We start from the raw sequence: 18,311 nt of genomic DNA on the forward strand, positions 1-18,311 counted from the left end.
CGGCGTCACCTGTGCGCCCGGAACACCTTCGCCGCCGGGCCGAGCCGCAGGAGCACGGTCTCGCCGGTGGCGTCCTTGAGCCCGTCGTTGTCCGTGATCGCGTAGACCTGGCCGTCGCCACCGATGGTCAGGCCCTCGAGCTTCTCCTGCGTCCACCCGTTGGTCGCCCGCAGGTCCGGGACCAGGTCGCGGACCAGCGTCTTGGTCAGCGTGCCGACGGTGCCCGGTGCGGGGTCCCTGGCCGGGATCCGCACCGTGTAGACGGCCTTGACCTTGGCGTCCGGGCCGTTGAGCTTGTCGCGCTCGACGACCGCGAGCGTGTCGCGGTCCACGACGGTGATCTCCGACAGGCCGATCCAGTCGCCGGCGGTCGTCGTCGTGCCCAGCGGGTAGGCGAACCACGCCCAGGTGCCGGTGCGGACGTCGTAGCGGCCGATGCGCGCCCGGGTCTCGTCGCCGGTGAGCCCGCGCTGGAGCGCGACCCACACGTGCTCGCCGCGGGAGTCCTCCGTGGCGGCGACGCCCTCGATGCCCCACTTGCTCAGCCCCGCCGAGACGTCCGCGGGCAGCGGCACCGTCTGCTGGATCGCGCCGCTCGCGTCGGTGCGGACCAGGGCGTTCGCGGCGCCCGTCGCCCCCTCGGACCCCAGCCAGAACCCGCCCCGCCGGCGCGCCGAGACGCCCTCGATGTCCAGCGAAGCCGTCGTGCCCCCCTGCGTCACGACGACGTCGCGGTCGATCACCGCCGGCGTCCGCGACACGTCGAGCCGGAGCAGGTGCGCCGTGGAGTAGGCCGCATCCGACGCGGTCCACAGGTGCTTCCTGTCGGTCGGGTCCGCGCTCAGCGCACCGAGCGCGCCCCAGCCGATCGGGTTGCCCGCGGCGTCGTCGGCGGAGACGACGCTCGGGAACTTCGGGGTGCCCGCCGTCCTGGCATAGGCCTTGCCACGGCCGAAGACGGTCACCGACGAGCGGACCAGGACCGACGCGTCATCGGTCTCGCTGGAGACCAGCACCAGGTCCCGCGACGGCACCGGCAGGATGCCTTCCGGCCCGTTGGTCGTCGCCAGCACCTGCACGAACCGCGGGTGCGCGGCGTCGTCCACGTCGTACACCGCGACGAAGTTCGACCGCTCGGAGCCGACGAACGCGTACCGCTTCCCGCCGAGGGTCGCGACCGCTAGCCCTTCGATCTCGACGCCCTTCTTCCCGGCGCGCGACTCGGAGTGCAGCCCGGTCCGGACGGCCAGCCGCTCGAGCTCCGCACCGGCGTCCCAGACCACCGCGCCGGAGGTGTCGAAGACGGTCCACCCGCGGGTGCCGCCCTTCCAGTCGCCCTCGTTCGCGGTCGCCAGGTGCGTCGCGTCGAGCCACGCGACGGCGTCGGGCTCGCGCGGCGTGGCCGGGATGGACCCGGTCTGGTTGATGACACCGTCCTGCGCGGTGTCGATGCCGGTCACCGCGACGCTGCCCGCGCTGAACACGCGCGAGACGGTCCCGGAGGCGATGTCGACGAGCGCGACGCCGTTGTTCTCCTGCAGGGTCACCGCGACCGTGGTCCCCGTGGGGTCGATCGCGACGTACTCCGGCTCCGGGTCCTGCGGGGTGTCGAGCCCGGCGAGCGCCTCCGCCGTGAACGGCACCGCCCGGGTGGTCCAGGTCGCGGGGTCGGTCCCGGGCAGGTCCACGAGCTGCAGGAACCCGCCGGGCAGCTGCGGCAGATCGCCCTTGGCGCCGCCCGTCGGCTTCACGTCCTCGTCGCGCTGGTTCTCGATCGCGATCGCCGCGTGCGTCTTGTCGGGCGTGAGCGCGATCGAGTCGGGCTGGCCGCCGAGGTCGATCGTCCGCACCAGCGCGTGCGTGGCCAGGTCGACCACCGCGAGCAGTCCCGACGGATTCGTGAAGCTCTCCGACGTGTCGACGACGACGAGCACGTAGCCGCCGACCACGGCCACCGACGTCGGCTCCGCGTGGTCGCCCACCCCGAGGTCCGCCGCCAGGTCGAGCGTGCCCAGGCCCCGCGGCTTCGCCGGGTCCGTCAGGTCGACGAAGCCGATCCGGCCCGCGAGCGCGTCGGTGTGGATGAACGTCCGACCGTCCTCGCTGACTGCGGAGATCTCCGCGACGGTCGGGTCCGCTGCCGGCACGTCCGCCGGGCGGTTCAGGTAGACGGGGTACGTGGCGAGGCGGTGGAACAGAGCCTGGGGGGACGGCTGGGGGTGCGCCGCCGCGGCGGTCGCTCCCAGGCCCGCGCAGAGCACGGCGGTGCAGGTCAGCGCGGCAAGGGTGCGGCGGGCGTACGGCATCGAGGTCCCCTTCGATCGGTGTGCACCGAGGGTGACCAGGCCGGATGTCCGAGTTGCGGCAGGCAGGTGAACGGGGGTGGGCGGCGACGTGACGTTTGCCACGGAGGGAATCACGGCCCGTCGTCGCCCGGTTGTCGGGAGCATGCGAGCCATCACCTACTCCCGCTACGGCGCGTCCGACGTCCTCGAGCTCACCGAGCAGCCGACCCCGAAGGTCGGCCCCGACAGCGTGCTCGTCCGCGTGCGCGCCGCCTCGGTCAACCCCGTCGACTGGAAGGTCCGGGCCGGGTACCTCGACGCGATCATGGACGTGACGTTCCCCGCGGTCCCCGGCTGGGACGTGGCCGGCGTGGTCGAGCGCGTCGGCCTCGACACCCCCGAGTACCAGGTCGGCGACGAGGTCTACGGGTACGTGCGCCGCGACTGGGTGCAGGGCGGCACGTTCGCGGAGTACGTCGCCGCGCCCGTGCGGACCCTCGCGCGGAAGCCGTCGACCCTCTCGTTCGAGGAGGCTGCGGCCGTGCCGCTGGCCGGCCTGACCGCGTTCCAGGCGATCCGACGAGCCGGCGTCCGCGACGGTCAGACCGTCCTCGTGCACGCCGCCGCGGGCGGGGTCGGCGCGTTCGCCGTGCAGATCGCCCGCTCGGTGGGCGCCCGGGTGATCGGCACCGCGTCCACGCGCAACCACGAGTACCTGCGTGGCCTCGGCGCCGAGCCCGTGGAGTACGGCGACGGGCTGGTCGAGCGCGTCCGCGCGCTGGTGCCCGACGGCATCGACGTCGTGCTCGACTTCGGTGGTGACGACCTCGTCGAGACCTCGAAGGCCCTGCTGGCCGACGGCGGGGTCGTGGCCTCGATCGTCGACGCCGCCGCGCGCGATGAGCTCGGCGGCCACTACGTCTGGGTCCGACCGAGCACCGCGGACCTCGACGCCCTCGCAGCCCTGATCGACGCGGGCACGGTGAAGGTCGAGGTCGCCGAGGTGTTCGAGCTGGCCGACGCCGCCGCGGCCCACGAAGCCAGCCAGACCGGCCACGTGCGCGGCAAGGTCGTCGTCCGCGTCGACTGACCCTCGCTCCCGCAACGGCCCGCATCCTCCCCAGGGTGCGGGCCGTTCGTGCTTGGCAGACGCGTACTAGTCGAGATATATTCTGAATCGAGCATTCGAACTGGAGCAGGAGGAGCCGTGGCGTCACGCAGCCGCACCAACCCGCTGGCTCTCGCCGTGCTCGCGCTCCTGTGGGAGCGCCCGATGCACCCGTACGAGATGTCGATGACGCTGCGCGAGCGCCGCAAGGACGAGTCGGTCCGGCTGAACTTCGGCTCGCTGTACTCGGTGGTCGACTCGCTGGTGAAGCACGGGCTGATCGAGGCCGCGTCGACCGAGCGGGAGGGCAACCGCCCGACGCGCACGGTGTACCGGATCACGGACGCGGGCGCGACGGAGGCCATCGACTGGCTGACCGACCTGGTCCGCACGCCGGCCAAGGAGTTCCCGCAGTTCGAGGCCGCGCTGTCGTTCCTGCCCTTGCTCGGTCCCGACGACGTCGTCCGCCTGCTGCGCCTGCGCCAGACGTCCCTCGAACGGCAGGTCGCCGGCCTCGAGAGCGGGCTCGTCGACGCGCGCGCGATGGGCCTCCCGGCGATCTTCTCGCTGGAGAGCGAGTACGAGGTCACGATCGTCCGCGCCGAGCTGGGGTTCGTCACCGCGCTCGCGACGAGCATCGCGGACGGGTCGTTCGAGGGCGTCGACCTGTGGAGGGACCTGCACCGACGCGCCAGCACGCACGGCCGGCTGGACCCCGATGAGCTTGCGGAGGCGCTCGCGCCGTATCTGAGCCCTCCGCAATGAAGAAGGTCGGCCCAGGTGCTTGGAACACCCGGGCCGACCACCACGAACCGACCGGGACCCGTGAGGGCACCTGTGCGATCCGCCGCACGAATCAGCATAGGTGGCAGCTCGGTCGGACCACCCGCCGTCCCCGGACGGCACGACCGAGAAGGCGGCACCATGCCCGCAGCACCCGTGGTCGAAGCGCTCGACCTCGTCAAGACCTACCCCGGCGGCCGCGGCCGACCGGACGTCCGGGCCCTCGACGGCCTCACGCTCAGCATCCCCGGCGGCACCGTGCACGGGCTGCTGGGCCCCAACGGCGCCGGCAAGTCGACCACCACGAAGGTGCTCACCACCCTCGCGCGTGCCAACTCCGGGGTCGCCCGCGTGGGCGGTCGTGACGTCGTCCGCGACGCCGACGCCGTCCGCCGGAGCATCGGCTACGTCTCGCAGGGGACCGGCGCCGACCCGCTGCTCAGCCCGCGCGAGAACCTCGTCATGGCCGCACGTCTGCGTGGGCTCTCTCGCGCAGCCTCGTCCGACCGAGCAGCTGCCCTCGTCGACCGGTTCGGGCTCGCCGAGGCTGCCGACCGTGGCGCCGGCAAGCTCTCTGGCGGCACGCGGCGCAAGCTCGACGTGGCACTCGGCCTCGTGGGCACCCCGCAGGTCCTGTTCCTCGACGAGCCCACCACCGGGCTCGATCCCGAGGCGCGCGCCGCGATGTGGGCGGAGATCAGACGGCTCGCGGGTGAGGACTCGCTGACCGTCGTGCTCACCACCCACTACCTCGAGGAGGCGGATCGGCTGGCCGACGGGTTGACGATCGTGGACCGGGGCCGGGTGGTCGCGTCCGGTTCCCCGGACGCGCTGAAGGCCACGCTCGAGGGGGACACGCTCACGGTCGACCTGGTCGAGCCGACGCCGGACCTCGTGCGGTCCGCGGTCGCGTCGATCGCCGCGCTGCGCGAGGTCGTCGTCCACGTCGAGGGGCCGACCGGTCGCCTCGTCGCACGCACCACCGACGGACCGGCCGTCGTCGGCACCGTCATCTCCGCCCTGCAGGCGGCCGGCGTGCGGCACGGAGCCGTCGCCGTCTCCCGCCCCACCCTCGACGACGTCTACCTGCGGCACGCCGGCCGCTCGTGGACCTCGGCCGACGTCGCCTCGAAGGAGGTCGCCCGATGAGCACGCTCACCGTCACCCGTCCCGTCTCCACGCCGACCCGCGCGTCCTGGGTCACGCAGACCGTGGAGATCACCCGCCGCTGGACCGTCGACGCGATCCGGCAGCCGTGGGGCCTCGGCGTGGCGATCATCCAGCCGGTGATCTGGCTCGTCCTGTTCGGGAACGTGTTCTCGTCCGTCGGCACCGTGCCGGGGTTCGGCACCGACGACTACCTGACCTTCCTGGTGCCGGGCATCCTCATGATGACCGTCCTGTACTCCGGCGCGTGGGCGGGGACCGGGTTCATCGACGACATCCGCTCCGGCGTGATGGACCGGATGCTCACGTCCCCGGTGTCGCGGTCGTCGCTGGTGGCCGGTCAGCTGGTGCAGCAGCTGCTCGTCTGCGTGGTGCAGGGGATCTGCGTGATCGGGATCGGCGCGCTGGCGGGTGCGCGCTACGCCGGAGGTGTCGGAGGCATGGCCCTCGCCATCGGCGCGTCCCTGCTGCTCGCGGCGGCGTTCTGCTCGCTGTCGGCCGCCGTCGCTCTGCTGGCCCGCGACCAGACGGCGCTCATCGGCATCTCGACGATCATCGTGCTGCCGGCGACCTTCGTCTCGACCGCCCTCATGCCCGCCGCCCTGCTGCCCGACTGGGTGCAGACGGCCGCGCGGTACAACCCGCTCACGTGGGCGACGGAGATCGCCCGCACGGCGATGTCCCCGTCGGTGGACTGGTCGCTCGTCGCCACCCGGGGCGCACTGCTCCTGGCTCTGGCGACGCTGGTCGCGTGGTGGTCCGTCGCCGCGATGCGCCTGTACCAGCGCTCGCTGTAGAACCCGCAACGTCCGCACTCGATGGGGTTCAGACCCGCTCGAGTGCGGACGTTGCTGGTCCCTGGCAGGGACGTCCGCACTCCGTCGGGTTCAGGCCTTCTCGAGTGCGGACGTTGCGGTCAGTGGGAGGTGGTGCGGCCGAAGTGGAACTTGGCCGTCGCCGGGCTGCTGGGCCAGCGGCTGGTGACCACCTTGCCGCGCGTGTAGAAGCGCACCGACTCGGGGCCGTAGATGTGGCTCTCGCCGAACAGCGAGTTCTTCCACCCGCCGAAGGAGTGCCACCCCACCGGCACGGGGATCGGCACGTTGATCCCGATCATGCCGACGTTCACCGCGCGCTGGAACGTGCGGGCCGCGTCGCCGGAGGACGTGAACAGGGCCGTGCCGTTGCCGTACGGGTTGGCGTTCACCAGGGCGATCGCCTCGGTGAGGTCCGCCGCCCGGATCACCACGAGCACCGGCCCGAAGATCTCCTCGACGTACGCCCGCATGTCGGTGGAGACGCCGTCGAGGACCGTGGGGCCGACGAAGAACCCGTTCTCGTGACCGGCCACGGAGTGCCCGCGACCGTCGACGACCGCGGAGGCCCCGTTGGCGACCGCGTCGGTGACGATCTCCTCGATCCGCAGCTGTGACGCCTTGGTGATGACGGGACCCATGTCGCTGTTCGGGTCCGTGCCGGGTGCGACCCGCACCTTCTCCGCCCCGGCCCGCAGGCGCTCGAGCAGCGCGTCCGCGACCTCGTCGACCACGACCGCCACCGAGATCGCCATGCACCGCTCGCCGGCCGCGCCGAACGCCGCGCCGGTCAGGTGCGTGGCCGCGAGGTCCAGGTCGGCGTCGGCCAGCACGACCGCGTGGTTCTTGGCCCCGCCGAGCGCCTGCACCCGCTTGCCGTGCGCGGTCGCGGTGGCGTGCACGTGCTGCGCGATCGGCGTCGAACCGACGAACGACACCGCCGCGATGTCCGGGTGGGTGAGGAGCGCGTCGACGGCCACCCGGTCGCCCTGCACCACCGAGAACACGCCGTCCGGCAGCCCCGCGGCCTTCCACATCTTCGCCAGGAACAGGGACGACGACGGGTCCCGCTCGGACGGCTTGAGGACGAAGGCGTTGCCCGTGGCGATGGCCATCGGCGACATCCACAGCGGCACCATGGCGGGGAAGTTGAACGGGGTGATGCCGGCGACGACGCCCAGCGGCTCCCGGAACGAGAACACGTCGACACCCGTCGCCGCCTGGTCGGAGTACTCGCCCTTGAGCAGCTGCGGCATGCCGCAGGCGTACTCGATGACCTCGAGCCCGCGGGCGATCTCCCCGTGGGAGTCGGCCAGCACCTTGCCGTGCTCCGCGGTGATGATCGCGGCCAGCTCGTCGGTGTGCTGCACGATCTGCTCGCGCAGCGCGAACAGCACCGCGGCCCGCTTGGCGACCGGCTCCTGCGACCAGCTCTTCGCCGCGACGACCGCTGCCGCGACGGCCGCGTCGACGTCCGCCTGCTCCGCCAGGAGCACCCGGCCCGACACCTCCCCGGTCGCGGGGTCGAACACGTCCTGGGTCCGGGACCCCTCGGGGGTCGTCACCTGGCCCCCGACGACGTGACCGATGAGCGGAGCAGTTTCGACGAGCGCGGACATCAGAGGCCCTCTTCCGTGCGGATCCGCCGGCGTTGCCGGATCGAGCCAATCTAAGTCCGCCGTCAAGAACACGGAACGTCCGCACTAGTGCGGGGCAGAGGCCGATCGAGTGCGGACGCTGCGGGAGGATCGGGATCAGTCGCGAGCCGTGAGGATCAGCGGGCCGTCCGGGGTGATCGCCACCGTGTGCTCCGCGTGGGCGGCCAGGGAGCCGTCGCCGGTGCGGATGGTCCAGCCGTCGTCGTCGATCGTGTACTCGTCGCCGCCGGCCATGAACCACGGCTCGATCGCGATCACCAGGCCGGCCTTGAGCTTCTGCCCGGTGCCGCGGCGCCCGAGGTTGGGCACGTGCGGGTCCTCGTGCATGGTCCGCCCGACGCCGTGGCCCCCGAAGTCGGCGTTGATCCCGTACCCACCGGCGCGGCCGATGGTGCCGATGGCCGACGAGATGTCGCCCATCCGCGCTCCGGGCCGGGCCGCGGCGATGCCGGCGTCGAGAGCCCGCTCGGTGGTCTCGATCAGCTTCTGCACGGTCGGGTCCTGCGTGCCGATCTGGAACGTCAGCGCGGAGTCGGCCACCCAGCCCTGCACCTGCGCGGCGAAGTCGATGCTGAGCACGTCCCCGTCGGCGAGCACGTAGTCGGACGGCAGGCCGTGCAGGGCGGCGTCGTTGACGGAGGTGCACAGCACGCCCGGGTACGGCATCGCGCCGAAGGACGGGTGGTAGCCCAGGTACACCGAGTGGGCGCCGGCGGCGTCGATCATCTGGTGCGCGTGGGTGTCCAGCTGCTTGAGGGTCATCCCCTCGCGGGCGACGTCACGCAAGGAGGAGAGCACGCCGGCGACGAACTTCCCGGCAGGGCGCATCTGGTCGATCTGGGAGGGGTTCTTGAGAGCCACGCCTCCAGCCTGCCACGAGATGGGCAGGCAACAGCCCGTGGGCCAGGCCTCCGAAGAGGCCCTGCCGCGAAGGACGAGGTCGCGGCTCCCACGGGCTGCGGTGACTGCCATGGATTCGCTCGCCGGTCCGGGTGGGCCTGCGGGCGGATCGTCTGTGCAATCCGTCCGAGTACTTTCGGGCGACTAGCGGACAGTCACCTCACGCGTCCTGGAATAGAACATGTCCTGGACCACCTCCTTCCCGTGTGCGACGACCGTACGTCCGGATCCGGACGGCGCCAAGGGGTTTTCCGGGTGGCGAACACGGGAACACGTGGCGACCCTGGACGGGTGATCTCCGCGCTGCACGTGCTGCTGGCCAGCTCCGACCCCGCGGCCGACCGGGCGTTCCTGCGTGACGTGCTCGGGTGGTCGTCGGTCGAGGACGCGACGTCGGGCGACGGGTGGCTGATCTTCGCGCTCCCGCCGGCGGAGCTCGGGGTGCATCCCGGCGACAGCGCGGACGGCGCGACGCTGCACCTCATGTGCGACGACCTGGACCGGACGCTGGCCGACCTGGCGGCCAAGGGCGTGCGGCCGATCGGGCACCCGCACACCGAGGACTGGGGCGTCGTCACCCGGATCCCGCTGCCCAGCGGCGGGTCGCTCGGGCTGTATGAGCCGCGGCACCCGTCACCGCTCACGATCTTCGGCGGGCCGGCCGTCCGCGAGCCGATCACGCGGCACGCGGGCCTGGAGCTCTCCCTCTCGACGACCGTGCTGGAGGCGCGCGACGCCAACGCGCTCGCGGACTTCTACCGACGCCTGCTGGGCTGGCGCGTGATGGGCGAGGAGCCCGGCTGGGTGCTGCTCCGACCGCCCGGCGGCGGGACCGGCGTCGCGTTCAGCTCCGACCCGCTCTACGAGGCACCGGTCTGGCCGGCGACCACGGACCACCAGCAGATGATGGAGCACCTGGACATCTGGGTGAACGACATGCCGCGCGGCGTCGAGCACGCGCTCGCCGAGGGCGCCACGCTCGCGGAGCTCCAGCCGCAGGAGGACGTCCGCGTCATGCTCGATCCGGCCGGCCACCCGTTCTGCCTCTTCGAGAGCTGACGGTCTCGAGCCACCGCGCGAACGTCACCCGACCGATCGCGTTCTCGGGTGTGAGGTGGTCGCCGCGGCGGAACCCGCCCAGCCCCGGCACCGGCACGCTCCACACCGGTCGGCGCCGACCGGTCGCCGCGAGGTACGTGCGCATGAGCTCCGTGGTGGAGAGCACCTCCGGCCCGCCCAGGTCGTCCACGCGGCCGGACGGGCCGGCGTCCACCAGCTCCACCAACCGCCGAGCGACCTCGCGGACGTCGACGGGCTGGTCGTCCATGCCCGCCGGGGCGAGCGCGACCGGTCCCCGCGACAGGACCTCCAGGAGGGTGGCGACGAAGTCGTGGAACTGGGTCGCGCGCTGGATGGTCCACGGCACGCCGCCGTCCTCGATGATCTCCTCGACCCGGCGCTTGGCCTTGTAGAGCGGGAAGGGCACCCGGTCGACGCCGACGATCGAGATGTAGACCAGGTGCGGCACCTCGGCTGCGCGGGCCGCGAGGAGCAGCTGCACCGCGGCGTCGAGGTCGCGGTCGGGCTTGCGCGGGTCGCTGGCGCAGTGCACCACCGCGGCGACGCCGCCGAGCGCCTCGCGCAGACCGTCGCCGGTGAGCAGGTCGCCGACCACCCACTCGACCGCGTCCGGGACGGCGGGCGACGGACCACGCCGGCTGAGCACCCGCACCGGCCGGCCGGCGTCGAGGAGCGTGTGCACGAGGGCTCGGCCCAGGGTCCCGGTGCCACCGGTGACCAGCACGGGGCGTTCGTCGTCGGCCATGCCCGCCATCCTGGCGCACGCTTCGGGGTGCCGACGAGCCCGCAGGAGCGGTCGATCCGGCCGCGCCTGTGACGGCCAGGCCCGCTGGGGTGCCTGGAGACCGGTACCCGGTGCGGCCCGGTTCGGGCACGAACGCGGCCCGGGTCGGCGTTGACCCGGGCCGCGTCGCGGTCGTCGCTCAGGCGCGGTCGACCAGGAACTGCGTGTACGCCGGCACCGTGAGGAACGTCGGGAAGTCCTCCGCCAGGGCCACCTGCCGGAACAGGTCGGCCGCGTCGTCGTACCGGTCCCCGTCCCACCGCGGCAGCTCGCCCAGCACGTCGGCCAGCACCTTCTCGACCCGCTCGGCGTCGATGCGCGTGCCCTCGGCGGTGACGACCTCCTGGTGCACCCACTGCCACACCTGCGACCGCGAGATCTCGGCCGTGGCGGCGTCCTCCATGAGGTGGTCGATCGCGACGGCGCCGATGCCCCGCAGCCACGCCTCGAGGTACCGGACGCCCACCGACACGTTGCCGCGCAGGCCCCCGTCGGTGACAGCTCCGGGCTCGCCGCCGCCGGCCGACGGGATGTCCAGCAGGTCCGCGGCGGTGACGTGGACCTCCGACCGCAGCCGGTGACGCTGGTCGATCCGGTCGCCGAGCGCCTCGTCGAACACCTCGCGGGCGACGGGCACGAGGTCGGGGTGAGCCACCCAGGTGCCGTCGTACCCCTGCCCGGCCTCCCGCTGCTTGTCCGCCCTGACCTGCGCCAGCGCCTTGTCGGTGACCTCCGGGTCGCGGCGGTCGGGGATGAACGCGCTCATGCCGCCGATGGCCTGGGCGCCCCGCTTGTGGCAGGTGGCGACGAGCAGCTCGGTGTACGCCTTCATGAACGGGACCGTCATCGTCACGCTGCCACGGTCCGGCAGGACGAAGCGCGGTCCGCGAGCGCGGAAGTTCTTGATGACGCTGAAGATGTAGTCCCAGCGGCCGGCGTTCAGGCCAGCGCAGTGGTCGCGCAGCTCGTAGAGGATCTCCTCCATCTCGAACGCGGCCGTGATGGTCTCGATGAGCACCGTCGCGCGGATGGTGCCGTACCGCAGGCCCAGGTAGGTCTCGGTGAACCGGAACACCTCGTCCCAGAGGCGCGCCTCCAGGTGCCCCTCCAGCTTGGGCAGGTAGAGGTAGGGGCCGCGGCCGGAGTCGATGAGCGCCTGCGCGTTGTGGAACAGGTACAGGCCGGCGTCGACCAGGCTCGCGGAGGCCGCACACGTCTGACCCGCGCGGTCCGTGAACTCCAGGTGCTTCTCGGTCAGGTGCCAGCCGCGGGGACGGAAGACGATCGTCGGGGTCACCGCACCGACCGCGTACTCCTTGCCCTCGGGCGACGTGAAGTCGATCTGCCCGCGGATGGCGTCGAACAGGCTGTGCTGCCCGCCGATGACGTTGGTCCACGTGGGGCTGGTGGCGTCCTCCATGTCCGCCAGCCAGACCTTCGCGCCGCTGTTCAGCGCGTTGATCGTCATCTTGCGGTCGGTGGGGCCGGTGATCTCGACGCGCCGGTCCTCCAGGCCCGGACCCGGACCGGCCACGCGCCAGCTGGGGTCGGCCCGGATGCCCGCGGTCAGGGGCAGGAAGTCGGGGTCGGCTCCGTTGGAGAACCGCGTCCGGCGGTGCTGGCGGCCCAGCAGCAGGTCGTGGCGTCGGCTGGAGAAGCGCAGGTGCAGGTCGGTGAGGAAGTCGATGGCCTCGGTGGTGAGGATCTCGGTCGCGCCGGGCACGGACGGCCCGGTCTGCTCCAGATGAGGTCGGATCAGCGGCGGGGGGATGGTGATGGTCATGGCGGTGCTCCTGGTGCTGGGGGCCGCGAGTTCGGCAGTTCCGGTCGAGCTCGGTTGCTACAGCTGCCGAACTCGACGCGAACCACCGAACTCGCGGCCTGGGGAAGGGAGGTCAGTGGGTGAACTGGGCTGTTTCCGTCGAACCCGCGAGCGCGAGGGTGGCGCTCTCCGGGGAGATCGCCGTGGCGACGCGGTCGAAGTAGCCGGTGCCGACCTCGCGCTGGTGGCGCGTGGCGGTGTAGCCGTCGGACTCGGAGGCGATCTCGGCCTCCTGCAGCTCGACGTACGCGCTCATGCCGCGCTCGGCGTAGCCGCGGGCGAGATCGAACATCGAGTGGTTGAGGGCGTGGAACCCGGCCAGGGTGATGAACTGGAACACGTACCCGTGGCCGGCCAGCTCCCGCTGGAACCGCGCGATCTGCAGGTCGTCCAGCTGCGAGCGCCAGTGGAACGACGGCGAGCAGTTGTACGCGAGCAGCTTGCCGGGGAACCGGTCGTGGATCCGCTCGGCGAACTCGATCGCGGCCGCGACGTCCGGCGTCGACGTCTCCACCCAGATGAGGTCGGAGTGCGGCGCGTACGCCTCGGCGCGGGCGACGACGGGGTCCAGTCCCGGGCGCACCCGGTAGTAGCCCTCGGCGGTCCGCTCCCCGGTGAGGAACGGCTCGTCGCGGCTGTCGATGTCCGACGTCAGCAGGTCGGCACCAAGGGCGTCGGTGCGCGCGACGATGACCGTGGGCACGCCGGCGACGTCGGCCGCGAGCCGCGCTGCGGACAGGGTCCGCACGTGCTGCGACGTCGGCACCAGGACCTTGCCGCCCAGGTGGCCGCACTTCTTCTCGGCCGCCAGCTGGTCCTCCCAGTGCACGCCCGCCGCACCCGCCTGGATCATCGAGTGCATGAGCTCGTAGGCGTTCAGCGGCCCACCGAACCCGGCCTCGGCGTCGGCAACGATCGGCGCCAGCCACTCCCGGGTGCGGCGACCGGTCTCGGCGAACTCGATCTGGTCGGCGCGCAGGAGCGCGTTGTTGATGCGGCGCACGACGGCCGGCACCGAGTTGACCGGGTACAGGGACTGGTCCGGGTAGGTCTGGCCCGACAGGTTGGCGTCGGCCGCCACCTGCCAGCCGGACAGGTAGATGGCCTCGAGCCCGGCGCGGACCTGCTGCACGGCCTGGTTGCCGGTCAGCGCGCCCAGCGCCGGCACCAGGGTGCGGGAGTGCAGGAGCTGCCACAGGCGCTCGGCCCCCCTGCGGGCGAGCGTGCTCTCCTCGCGGACCGACCCTCGGAGGGCGACGACGTCCTCGGCGGTGTGGGTGCGGCGGATGCCGGCCCACCGCGCGTCGAGGTCCCAGCTCGCCGCGAGCTCGGCCGCGGTCTCGGTCTGGTCGCCGTGCCTGTACGTGCTCATCGTGATCCTCCGTCATTGGCGGTTCTTCTCGGCCCTTCGGCCTGACCTCGACTTTCCTCGCTGTTCCACGGTTCTTCCCTGGCAAAGTCGGCAGAAGATCGGCGTTCCTTCTCCTGGACAGAAGCGCAGACGGCAGGCGATGGTGGACGCATGACGACGACGGCCAACGGCGGCCTCGACACGCTGGTGCTGGGACGACGGATCCGGCACCTGCGCACGGGCCGGAACATGACGCTCGACGACCTGGGCACGGCGATCGGTCGCGCGCCCTCGCAGGTGTCGATGCTGGAGAACGGTCACCGCGAGCCCAAGCTCTCGCTGCTTGCCCAGGTGGCGGAGGCGCTCGACGTCCCGCTCTCCGAGCTGCTGCGCACCGAGCCGCCCACGCGCCGCGCCGCCCTGGAGGTCGAGCTCGAGCGCGCGCAGCGGGGACCGCTCTTCGCGTCCCTCGGCGTCTCACCCGTGAAGGTCGGTCGCTCCCTTCCGGCCGACGCCCTCGAGGCGCTGGTGCGCCTGCAGGCCGAGATCCAGCGCCTGCTCACGGAGAACGCCGCCACGCCGGAGGAGGCCCGCCGCGCCAACGCGGAGCTCCGCATCCGCATGCGCGCGCAGGACAACTACTTCCCGGAGCTCGAGGACCACGCCCGCCGCCTGCTCGCCGCGATCGACCACCCCGGCGGCCCGCTGTCCCAGCGCGCGACCGCGGACATCGCCGCGCACCTGGGCTTCGGCCTGCACTACGTGCCCGACCTGCCGCACTCCACGCGCTCGGTCACCGACCTGGCCAACGGCCGCATCTACCTGCCGCAGGGCAACCCCGGCACCAGCGACGCCCGCTCACCGCTCCTGCAGGCCATCGCCAGCCACGTGCTCGGTCATGCCGAGCCCAAGGACTACGGCGACTTCCTGCGCCAGCGCGTCGAGGCCAACTACCTGGCCGCCGCGCTGATGCTCCCGGAGGACGGCGCGGTGCCGTTCCTGCAGGAGGCCAAGGCCGAGCGCCGGCTGTCGGTGGAGGACCTTCGCGACGCCTTCGCCGTGCCCTACGAGACCGCCGCGCACCGGTTCACCAACCTGGCCACCCGCCACCTGGGCATCCCCGTGCACTTCATGAAGGTCCACGAGGGTGGCACCCTGCACAAGGCCTACGAGAACGACGGCGTGAAGTTCCCGGCGGACCCGCTGGGCGCCATCGAGGGGCAGCCCGTCTGCCGGCAGTGGACCGCCCGCGTGGTGTTCACCCTGCCCGACCGGTTCTCGCCGTACTACCAGTACACCGACACGTCGTCCGGCACGTACTGGTGCACGAGCCGCGTGCAGCCGTCGTCGCAGGGCGCGTTCTCCGTGTCCGTCGGGGTGCCGTTCGCCCAGGTCCGCTGGTTCCGGGGCCGCGAGACCACCGAGCGCGCGGCGTCGAAGTGCCCGGACCCGACGTGCTGCCGCCAGCCGCCGACCGACCTGGCCGAGCGCTGGTCCGACAAGTCCTGGCCGAGCGCCCGCCCGCACGCCTCCCTGCTGGCCGCGCTGCCCGTGGGGGTGTTCCCCGGGGTCGACACGACCGAGGTCTACCGATTCCTGGACCGGCACGCGCCGCAGGTGTGAGGTCGGGCTGCGGTCACCACTTCTTCTCGCAGGCGACCCCGTCTCCGTCGCGGTCGAGCTTGTCGCTGTAGCCGGGGTCGCCCACGCGGAGCGGCGCTGCGCCCGCAGCCCGGACCGCGTCGCAGTTCTTGTAGGAGACCGCGCCGCCCGACGACGTGCCGGGTGCCTTGCTCGCCGCTACCGCCTCGGCGGCGACGCGAGCGGCCTCCGCGTCGGCGGCCGCCTGCGCCTGCCGGGCCGCTTCGTCCGCCGCCGCCTGAGCAGCCTTGGCCGCGGCTGCCTCGGCAGCGACCCGCTCCGCCTCGACGCGCTGCTCCTCCGCGACCCGCGCCTGCTGCAGGGCGGCCTCGGCTGCTCGCAGACGCTCGGTCACCGCAGCCGTCCGACTGCGCAGGTCCGCGACCATCACCGCCGGCAGCCCCGACGCCGCGTCCCCGTCCAGCTGGGAGGTGACCGCCGCTGCCGTCACCAGCGCGGCCGCGACCGCGGCTCCACGCCGGTCCACCTCGTCGAGCCCGGCACCGGCAGGCAGCGACGCCGCCGCGGCGACGGGCTCCTCGCCGGCGACCTCGAGCGCGCTCACCTGCGCCGACACCGTGCACTGCGCATCCGCGCCGAACAGCCCGACCCCGGCCGCGATCGCCTCCTCCTCCGCGGCAAGCACCTCGTCGGTGACCATCGTGTTGGCGAGCGTGTGCCCCAGCCCGAGCCGAGCCGGCTCGGCGTTGATCAGCACGTCGTCGGCGTAGACGGCGGCGAGGTTCTCGCCGGAGACCTCGACGCGCACCTCCGCCCCGGCGGGCAGCAGCTCCCCGAGCGCCTGTGCCGCTTCGGCCCCGAGGCACTCGTCCAGCGCCGGCGAGTCGAGCCCGAGCAGCGTGACGGCGGTCGAGGTCCCGTCCTGCTCCAGCTCGACCGTGTTCCCGTCGACCACCCCGACGACCGTCACGGCGTCGTTACCGGCACCGAGGTCGGAGGCGGCGGCCGCGCTGCAGCCGGTCGCGGTGGCTGCGACGAGAAGACCGAGGAGGGCGACGAGCGACCGGTGGGAACGCATGCTGGCGACATCGGTCGTCAGGCGCGCCCGGTTGACCGCCGCCCGGACCGTTCAGCCGTCCGCCCGATCAGGCGACGGCGGCGCCACGCTCCGTCCGCACGCGGCGGATCGCCGCGGCGAGTCCCGTACGGGCTGCGAGCGCGTCCACGTGCACCAGGGCGTCGGCGCCCAGGTCGCGGTGCAGGTCCACGAGGTCGGCGAGCAGGTCCTCGTGCGGGACCGGCACCGTGGCGTCGAGGAGTGTCTCCGTGCCGTCGGTCACCATGTACGCCATCGCCGGACCGAACTCGTCGGCAGGTGCCACACGGAAGCGCACCGACCCGACCTCGACCGGCGCGGGGAGGGCCTGGCCGCGCACGTGACCGATCTCGAGCAGGTCGCGGATCGCCTTCGCGCCGGCGGCGTCGAGGCCTGCCGAGGCGTCGAGCGAGTCGAGGTCCGCGAGCACGACGCACCCCTCGCTCGGCTCGTCGGCCCCCGGGTGCCAGGAGGCGTCGACCTCGAGCGCGAGGAAGCCGCCGCTGACCGAGAACGCGTCCCGGATGAGCGCCGCACGCTCGTCGGCCGACATCCCGCGCAGGGGGTGGCGGCGGGTGGAGCCGGCGGAGCCGCAGGAGCAGGACAGAGTGATCATGTCCACCAGGGTGCAGCCGACCACTGACACTCGGTGGTGGGCTCGCCGGGGAGGGCCGGATCGGTCAGGCCGGCGGGTCCCACCGCTGCACGGCTGCGGCCGCCCGGGCCGAGGCGGAGTCGGGCATCGCCCGCAGGAGCAGGTCCCGTGCCGCGGCGGCGGGCCCCCAGCCCAGCTTGGCCACGCGCCCGACCATCCGCGCCCGGCGCGCGATCGCCTGCGTCCGCGGACGCCGCAGCCGGTCGTACTCCCGCAGCGCCGCGCGCAGGTCGCCGTCGCACAGGACGGCGAGCGTCGCGGCGTCCTCGAGCGCCTGCCCGCCGCCCTGCCCCACGTCCGGCGTCATCGCGTGCGCGGCGTCCCCGAGCAGGGCCACCCGCCCCTGCACGAACGACGGCAGCCGCCGGTTGAGGTCGTGGATGTCGTGCCGCAGGACCGCGTCGGGGTCGGTGCCGGCGACGAGCGCAGGGATGGGGTCGTGCCAGTCGTCGAAGCGCCGACGGACCTCCGCGCCCTCGTCGGCGAACCGGGTGCCCGCGGGGGCGCTCGCGACGCCGAACCAGTACACGCGGCCGTCCCGGAGCGGCACGTACCCGAAGCGCTCGCCACGGCCCCACGTCTCGCCCGCGCCGCCGAGCAGGTCGACGGCACCCTCGGTGACCCCCCGCCACGCGGTGTAGCCGGCGTACCGGGGCGACGCTCCGCGGGCGAACGTCCCCCGGACCGCGCTGCGCAGACCGTCGGCGCCGACGACGAGGTCCCCGGCCGTGCGGCCGCCCGAGGAGTCGACGACGACCCCGCGCGCGTGCTCGACGCCGGTGACCGTCACGCCCGTGCGCACCGTGCCCGCGGGCAGCGCGCGCAGCAGCACGCGCTGCAGGTCCTGCCGGTGCACCACCGCGAGGTCCTGCGTGGAGCTCGCGGGGACCTCGACCAGCCACCGCCCCGACGGCTGCCGCTGGCCGGTCCGCAGGGTCGAGTCGTACGCCGCGGCGACCGCGCGGACCTCGTCGGCCAGGCCGAGAACTCCCAGCGCGGCGAGCCCGTTGGCGAACAGGGAGATCCCGGCGCCGGGCGCCGTCAGGTCGGGGCTGCGCTCCAGCACCGTGACGTCGTGCCCTCGGCGGTGAAGTCCCACCGCGACCGCGAGCCCACCGATCCCTGCGCCGACGACCGTGACCTGCATGAGCACAGGATGCCGGGTCGGAGGGCCGATGGGACACAGTCGCGGCCCCCGGTCCGTG

At 73.1% G+C, this 18,311-nt stretch carries 15 protein-coding genes; 6 read left to right on the forward strand and 9 right to left on the reverse strand.

From position 1 onward, the window contains the following. Window positions 1–5: 5 nt before the first annotated feature. Window positions 6–2,306: an esterase-like activity of phytase family protein gene (locus ASD18_RS02295; RefSeq protein ID WP_056086109.1), complete on the reverse strand. Its 2,301-nt coding sequence runs from the start codon at window positions 2,304–2,306 to the stop codon at window positions 6–8. 142 nt (window positions 2,307–2,448) lie between these two features. On the opposite strand from ASD18_RS02295, the gene ASD18_RS02300 reads away from it, so the two are divergent. From ASD18_RS02300 to ASD18_RS02315, 4 genes are all read left to right on the forward strand, one after another. Further along, window positions 2,449–3,375 carry an NADP-dependent oxidoreductase gene (locus ASD18_RS02300; RefSeq protein WP_056086112.1) on the forward strand — a complete coding sequence of 309 codons (927 nt, stop codon included), beginning with the start codon at window positions 2,449–2,451 and terminating at the stop codon, window positions 3,373–3,375. Window positions 3,376–3,492: 117 nt separating this feature from the next. Further along, complete coding sequence (locus tag ASD18_RS02305) at window positions 3,493–4,158, forward strand: PadR family transcriptional regulator (protein ID WP_056086117.1); 666 nt, start codon at window positions 3,493–3,495, stop codon at window positions 4,156–4,158. A 159-nt stretch (window positions 4,159–4,317) separates the two neighbouring features. Then, window positions 4,318–5,325: an ABC transporter ATP-binding protein gene (locus ASD18_RS02310; protein ID WP_056086119.1), complete on the forward strand. Its 1,008-nt coding sequence runs from the start codon at window positions 4,318–4,320 to the stop codon at window positions 5,323–5,325. Next, window positions 5,322–6,140, forward strand: a complete 819-nt coding sequence (locus ASD18_RS02315) for an ABC transporter permease (protein WP_056086122.1) — start codon at window positions 5,322–5,324, stop codon at window positions 6,138–6,140. Before ASD18_RS02310 ends, ASD18_RS02315 begins: the two co-directional genes overlap by 4 nt. A 119-nt stretch (window positions 6,141–6,259) precedes the next feature. Here ASD18_RS02315 and ASD18_RS02320 read toward each other — a convergent pair whose 3' ends face one another. Continuing rightward, window positions 6,260–7,777, reverse strand: coding sequence for a CoA-acylating methylmalonate-semialdehyde dehydrogenase (locus ASD18_RS02320; protein ID WP_056086125.1), 1,518 nt, complete (start codon window positions 7,775–7,777; stop codon window positions 6,260–6,262). Window positions 7,778–7,912: 135 nt separating this feature from the next. Further along, window positions 7,913–8,677 (reverse strand): type I methionyl aminopeptidase, encoded by a 765-nt coding sequence (map, locus tag ASD18_RS02325; protein ID WP_082573459.1) that lies wholly within the window; start codon window positions 8,675–8,677, stop codon window positions 7,913–7,915. 330 nt (window positions 8,678–9,007) lie between these two features. On the opposite strand from map, the gene ASD18_RS21425 reads away from it, so the two are divergent. After that, window positions 9,008–9,775 (forward strand): VOC family protein, encoded by a 768-nt coding sequence (locus ASD18_RS21425; protein WP_235522228.1) that lies wholly within the window; start codon window positions 9,008–9,010, stop codon window positions 9,773–9,775. Here the strand turns inward: ASD18_RS21425 and ASD18_RS02335 are convergent. The 3 genes from ASD18_RS02335 to aceA all read right to left on the reverse strand — a co-directional run bounded on the left by ASD18_RS02335 (window position 9,729) and on the right by aceA (window position 13,774). After that, window positions 9,729–10,541: an SDR family oxidoreductase gene (locus tag ASD18_RS02335; RefSeq protein ID WP_056086128.1), complete on the reverse strand. Its 813-nt coding sequence runs from the start codon at window positions 10,539–10,541 to the stop codon at window positions 9,729–9,731. The genes ASD18_RS21425 and ASD18_RS02335 overlap by 47 nt on opposite strands. Before the next feature lie 178 nt (window positions 10,542–10,719). Continuing rightward, window positions 10,720–12,363, reverse strand: a complete 1,644-nt coding sequence (gene aceB / locus ASD18_RS02340) for a malate synthase A (RefSeq protein WP_082573460.1) — start codon at window positions 12,361–12,363, stop codon at window positions 10,720–10,722. A gap of 112 nt (window positions 12,364–12,475) precedes the next feature. Beyond that, window positions 12,476–13,774 carry an isocitrate lyase gene (gene aceA, locus ASD18_RS02345; protein WP_056086131.1) on the reverse strand — a complete coding sequence of 433 codons (1,299 nt, stop codon included), beginning with the start codon at window positions 13,772–13,774 and terminating at the stop codon, window positions 12,476–12,478. A 150-nt stretch (window positions 13,775–13,924) separates the two neighbouring features. On the opposite strand from aceA, the gene ASD18_RS02350 reads away from it, so the two are divergent. Then, on the forward strand, window positions 13,925–15,376 hold the full coding sequence (locus ASD18_RS02350) for an XRE family transcriptional regulator (RefSeq protein ID WP_056086134.1): 1,452 nt from the start codon (window positions 13,925–13,927) through the stop codon (window positions 15,374–15,376). Between the two features lie 13 nt (window positions 15,377–15,389). Here the strand turns inward: ASD18_RS02350 and ASD18_RS21430 are convergent, their stop codons facing one another. The 3 genes from ASD18_RS21430 to ASD18_RS02365 form a co-directional block, all read right to left on the reverse strand. Further along, window positions 15,390–16,433 carry a thermonuclease family protein gene (locus ASD18_RS21430; protein WP_056086137.1) on the reverse strand — a complete coding sequence of 348 codons (1,044 nt, stop codon included), beginning with the start codon at window positions 16,431–16,433 and terminating at the stop codon, window positions 15,390–15,392. A 67-nt stretch (window positions 16,434–16,500) separates the two neighbouring features. Next, the gene (locus ASD18_RS02360) at window positions 16,501–17,067 is read right to left on the reverse strand and encodes a hypothetical protein (protein ID WP_156387856.1); all 567 of its coding nucleotides are present in this window, start codon (window positions 17,065–17,067) and stop codon (window positions 16,501–16,503) included. Between the two features lie 64 nt (window positions 17,068–17,131). Then, window positions 17,132–18,253, reverse strand: coding sequence for an FAD-dependent monooxygenase (locus ASD18_RS02365; protein ID WP_056091396.1), 1,122 nt, complete (start codon window positions 18,251–18,253; stop codon window positions 17,132–17,134). Between the last annotated feature and the right edge of the window lie 58 nt (window positions 18,254–18,311).

The sequence above is a fragment of the Cellulomonas sp. Root137 genome (genome assembly GCF_001426725.1).
Lineage (GTDB): Bacteria > Actinomycetota > Actinomycetes > Actinomycetales > Cellulomonadaceae > Cellulomonas.

Coding starts and splice junctions, on each gene's coding strand:
- ASD18_RS02300 (WP_056086112.1), top strand. CDS start 2,449: ATGCGAGCCATCACCTACTCCCGCTACGGCGCGTCCGACGTCCTCGAG.
- aceA (WP_056086131.1), bottom strand. CDS start 13,774: ATGAGCACGTACAGGCACGGCGACCAGACCGAGACCGCGGCCGAGCTC.
- ASD18_RS02295 (WP_056086109.1), bottom strand. CDS start 2,306: ATGCCGTACGCCCGCCGCACCCTTGCCGCGCTGACCTGCACCGCCGTG.
- ASD18_RS02335 (WP_056086128.1), bottom strand. CDS start 10,541: ATGGCCGACGACGAACGCCCCGTGCTGGTCACCGGTGGCACCGGGACC.
- ASD18_RS21430 (WP_056086137.1), bottom strand. CDS start 16,433: ATGCGTTCCCACCGGTCGCTCGTCGCCCTCCTCGGTCTTCTCGTCGCA.
- ASD18_RS02310 (WP_056086119.1), top strand. CDS start 4,318: ATGCCCGCAGCACCCGTGGTCGAAGCGCTCGACCTCGTCAAGACCTAC.
- ASD18_RS02315 (WP_056086122.1), top strand. CDS start 5,322: ATGAGCACGCTCACCGTCACCCGTCCCGTCTCCACGCCGACCCGCGCG.
- ASD18_RS02350 (WP_056086134.1), top strand. CDS start 13,925: ATGACGACGACGGCCAACGGCGGCCTCGACACGCTGGTGCTGGGACGA.
- ASD18_RS02365 (WP_056091396.1), bottom strand. CDS start 18,253: ATGCAGGTCACGGTCGTCGGCGCAGGGATCGGTGGGCTCGCGGTCGCG.
- ASD18_RS02320 (WP_056086125.1), bottom strand. CDS start 7,777: ATGTCCGCGCTCGTCGAAACTGCTCCGCTCATCGGTCACGTCGTCGGG.
- ASD18_RS02360 (WP_156387856.1), bottom strand. CDS start 17,067: ATGATCACTCTGTCCTGCTCCTGCGGCTCCGCCGGCTCCACCCGCCGC.
- aceB (WP_082573460.1), bottom strand. CDS start 12,363: ATGACCATCACCATCCCCCCGCCGCTGATCCGACCTCATCTGGAGCAG.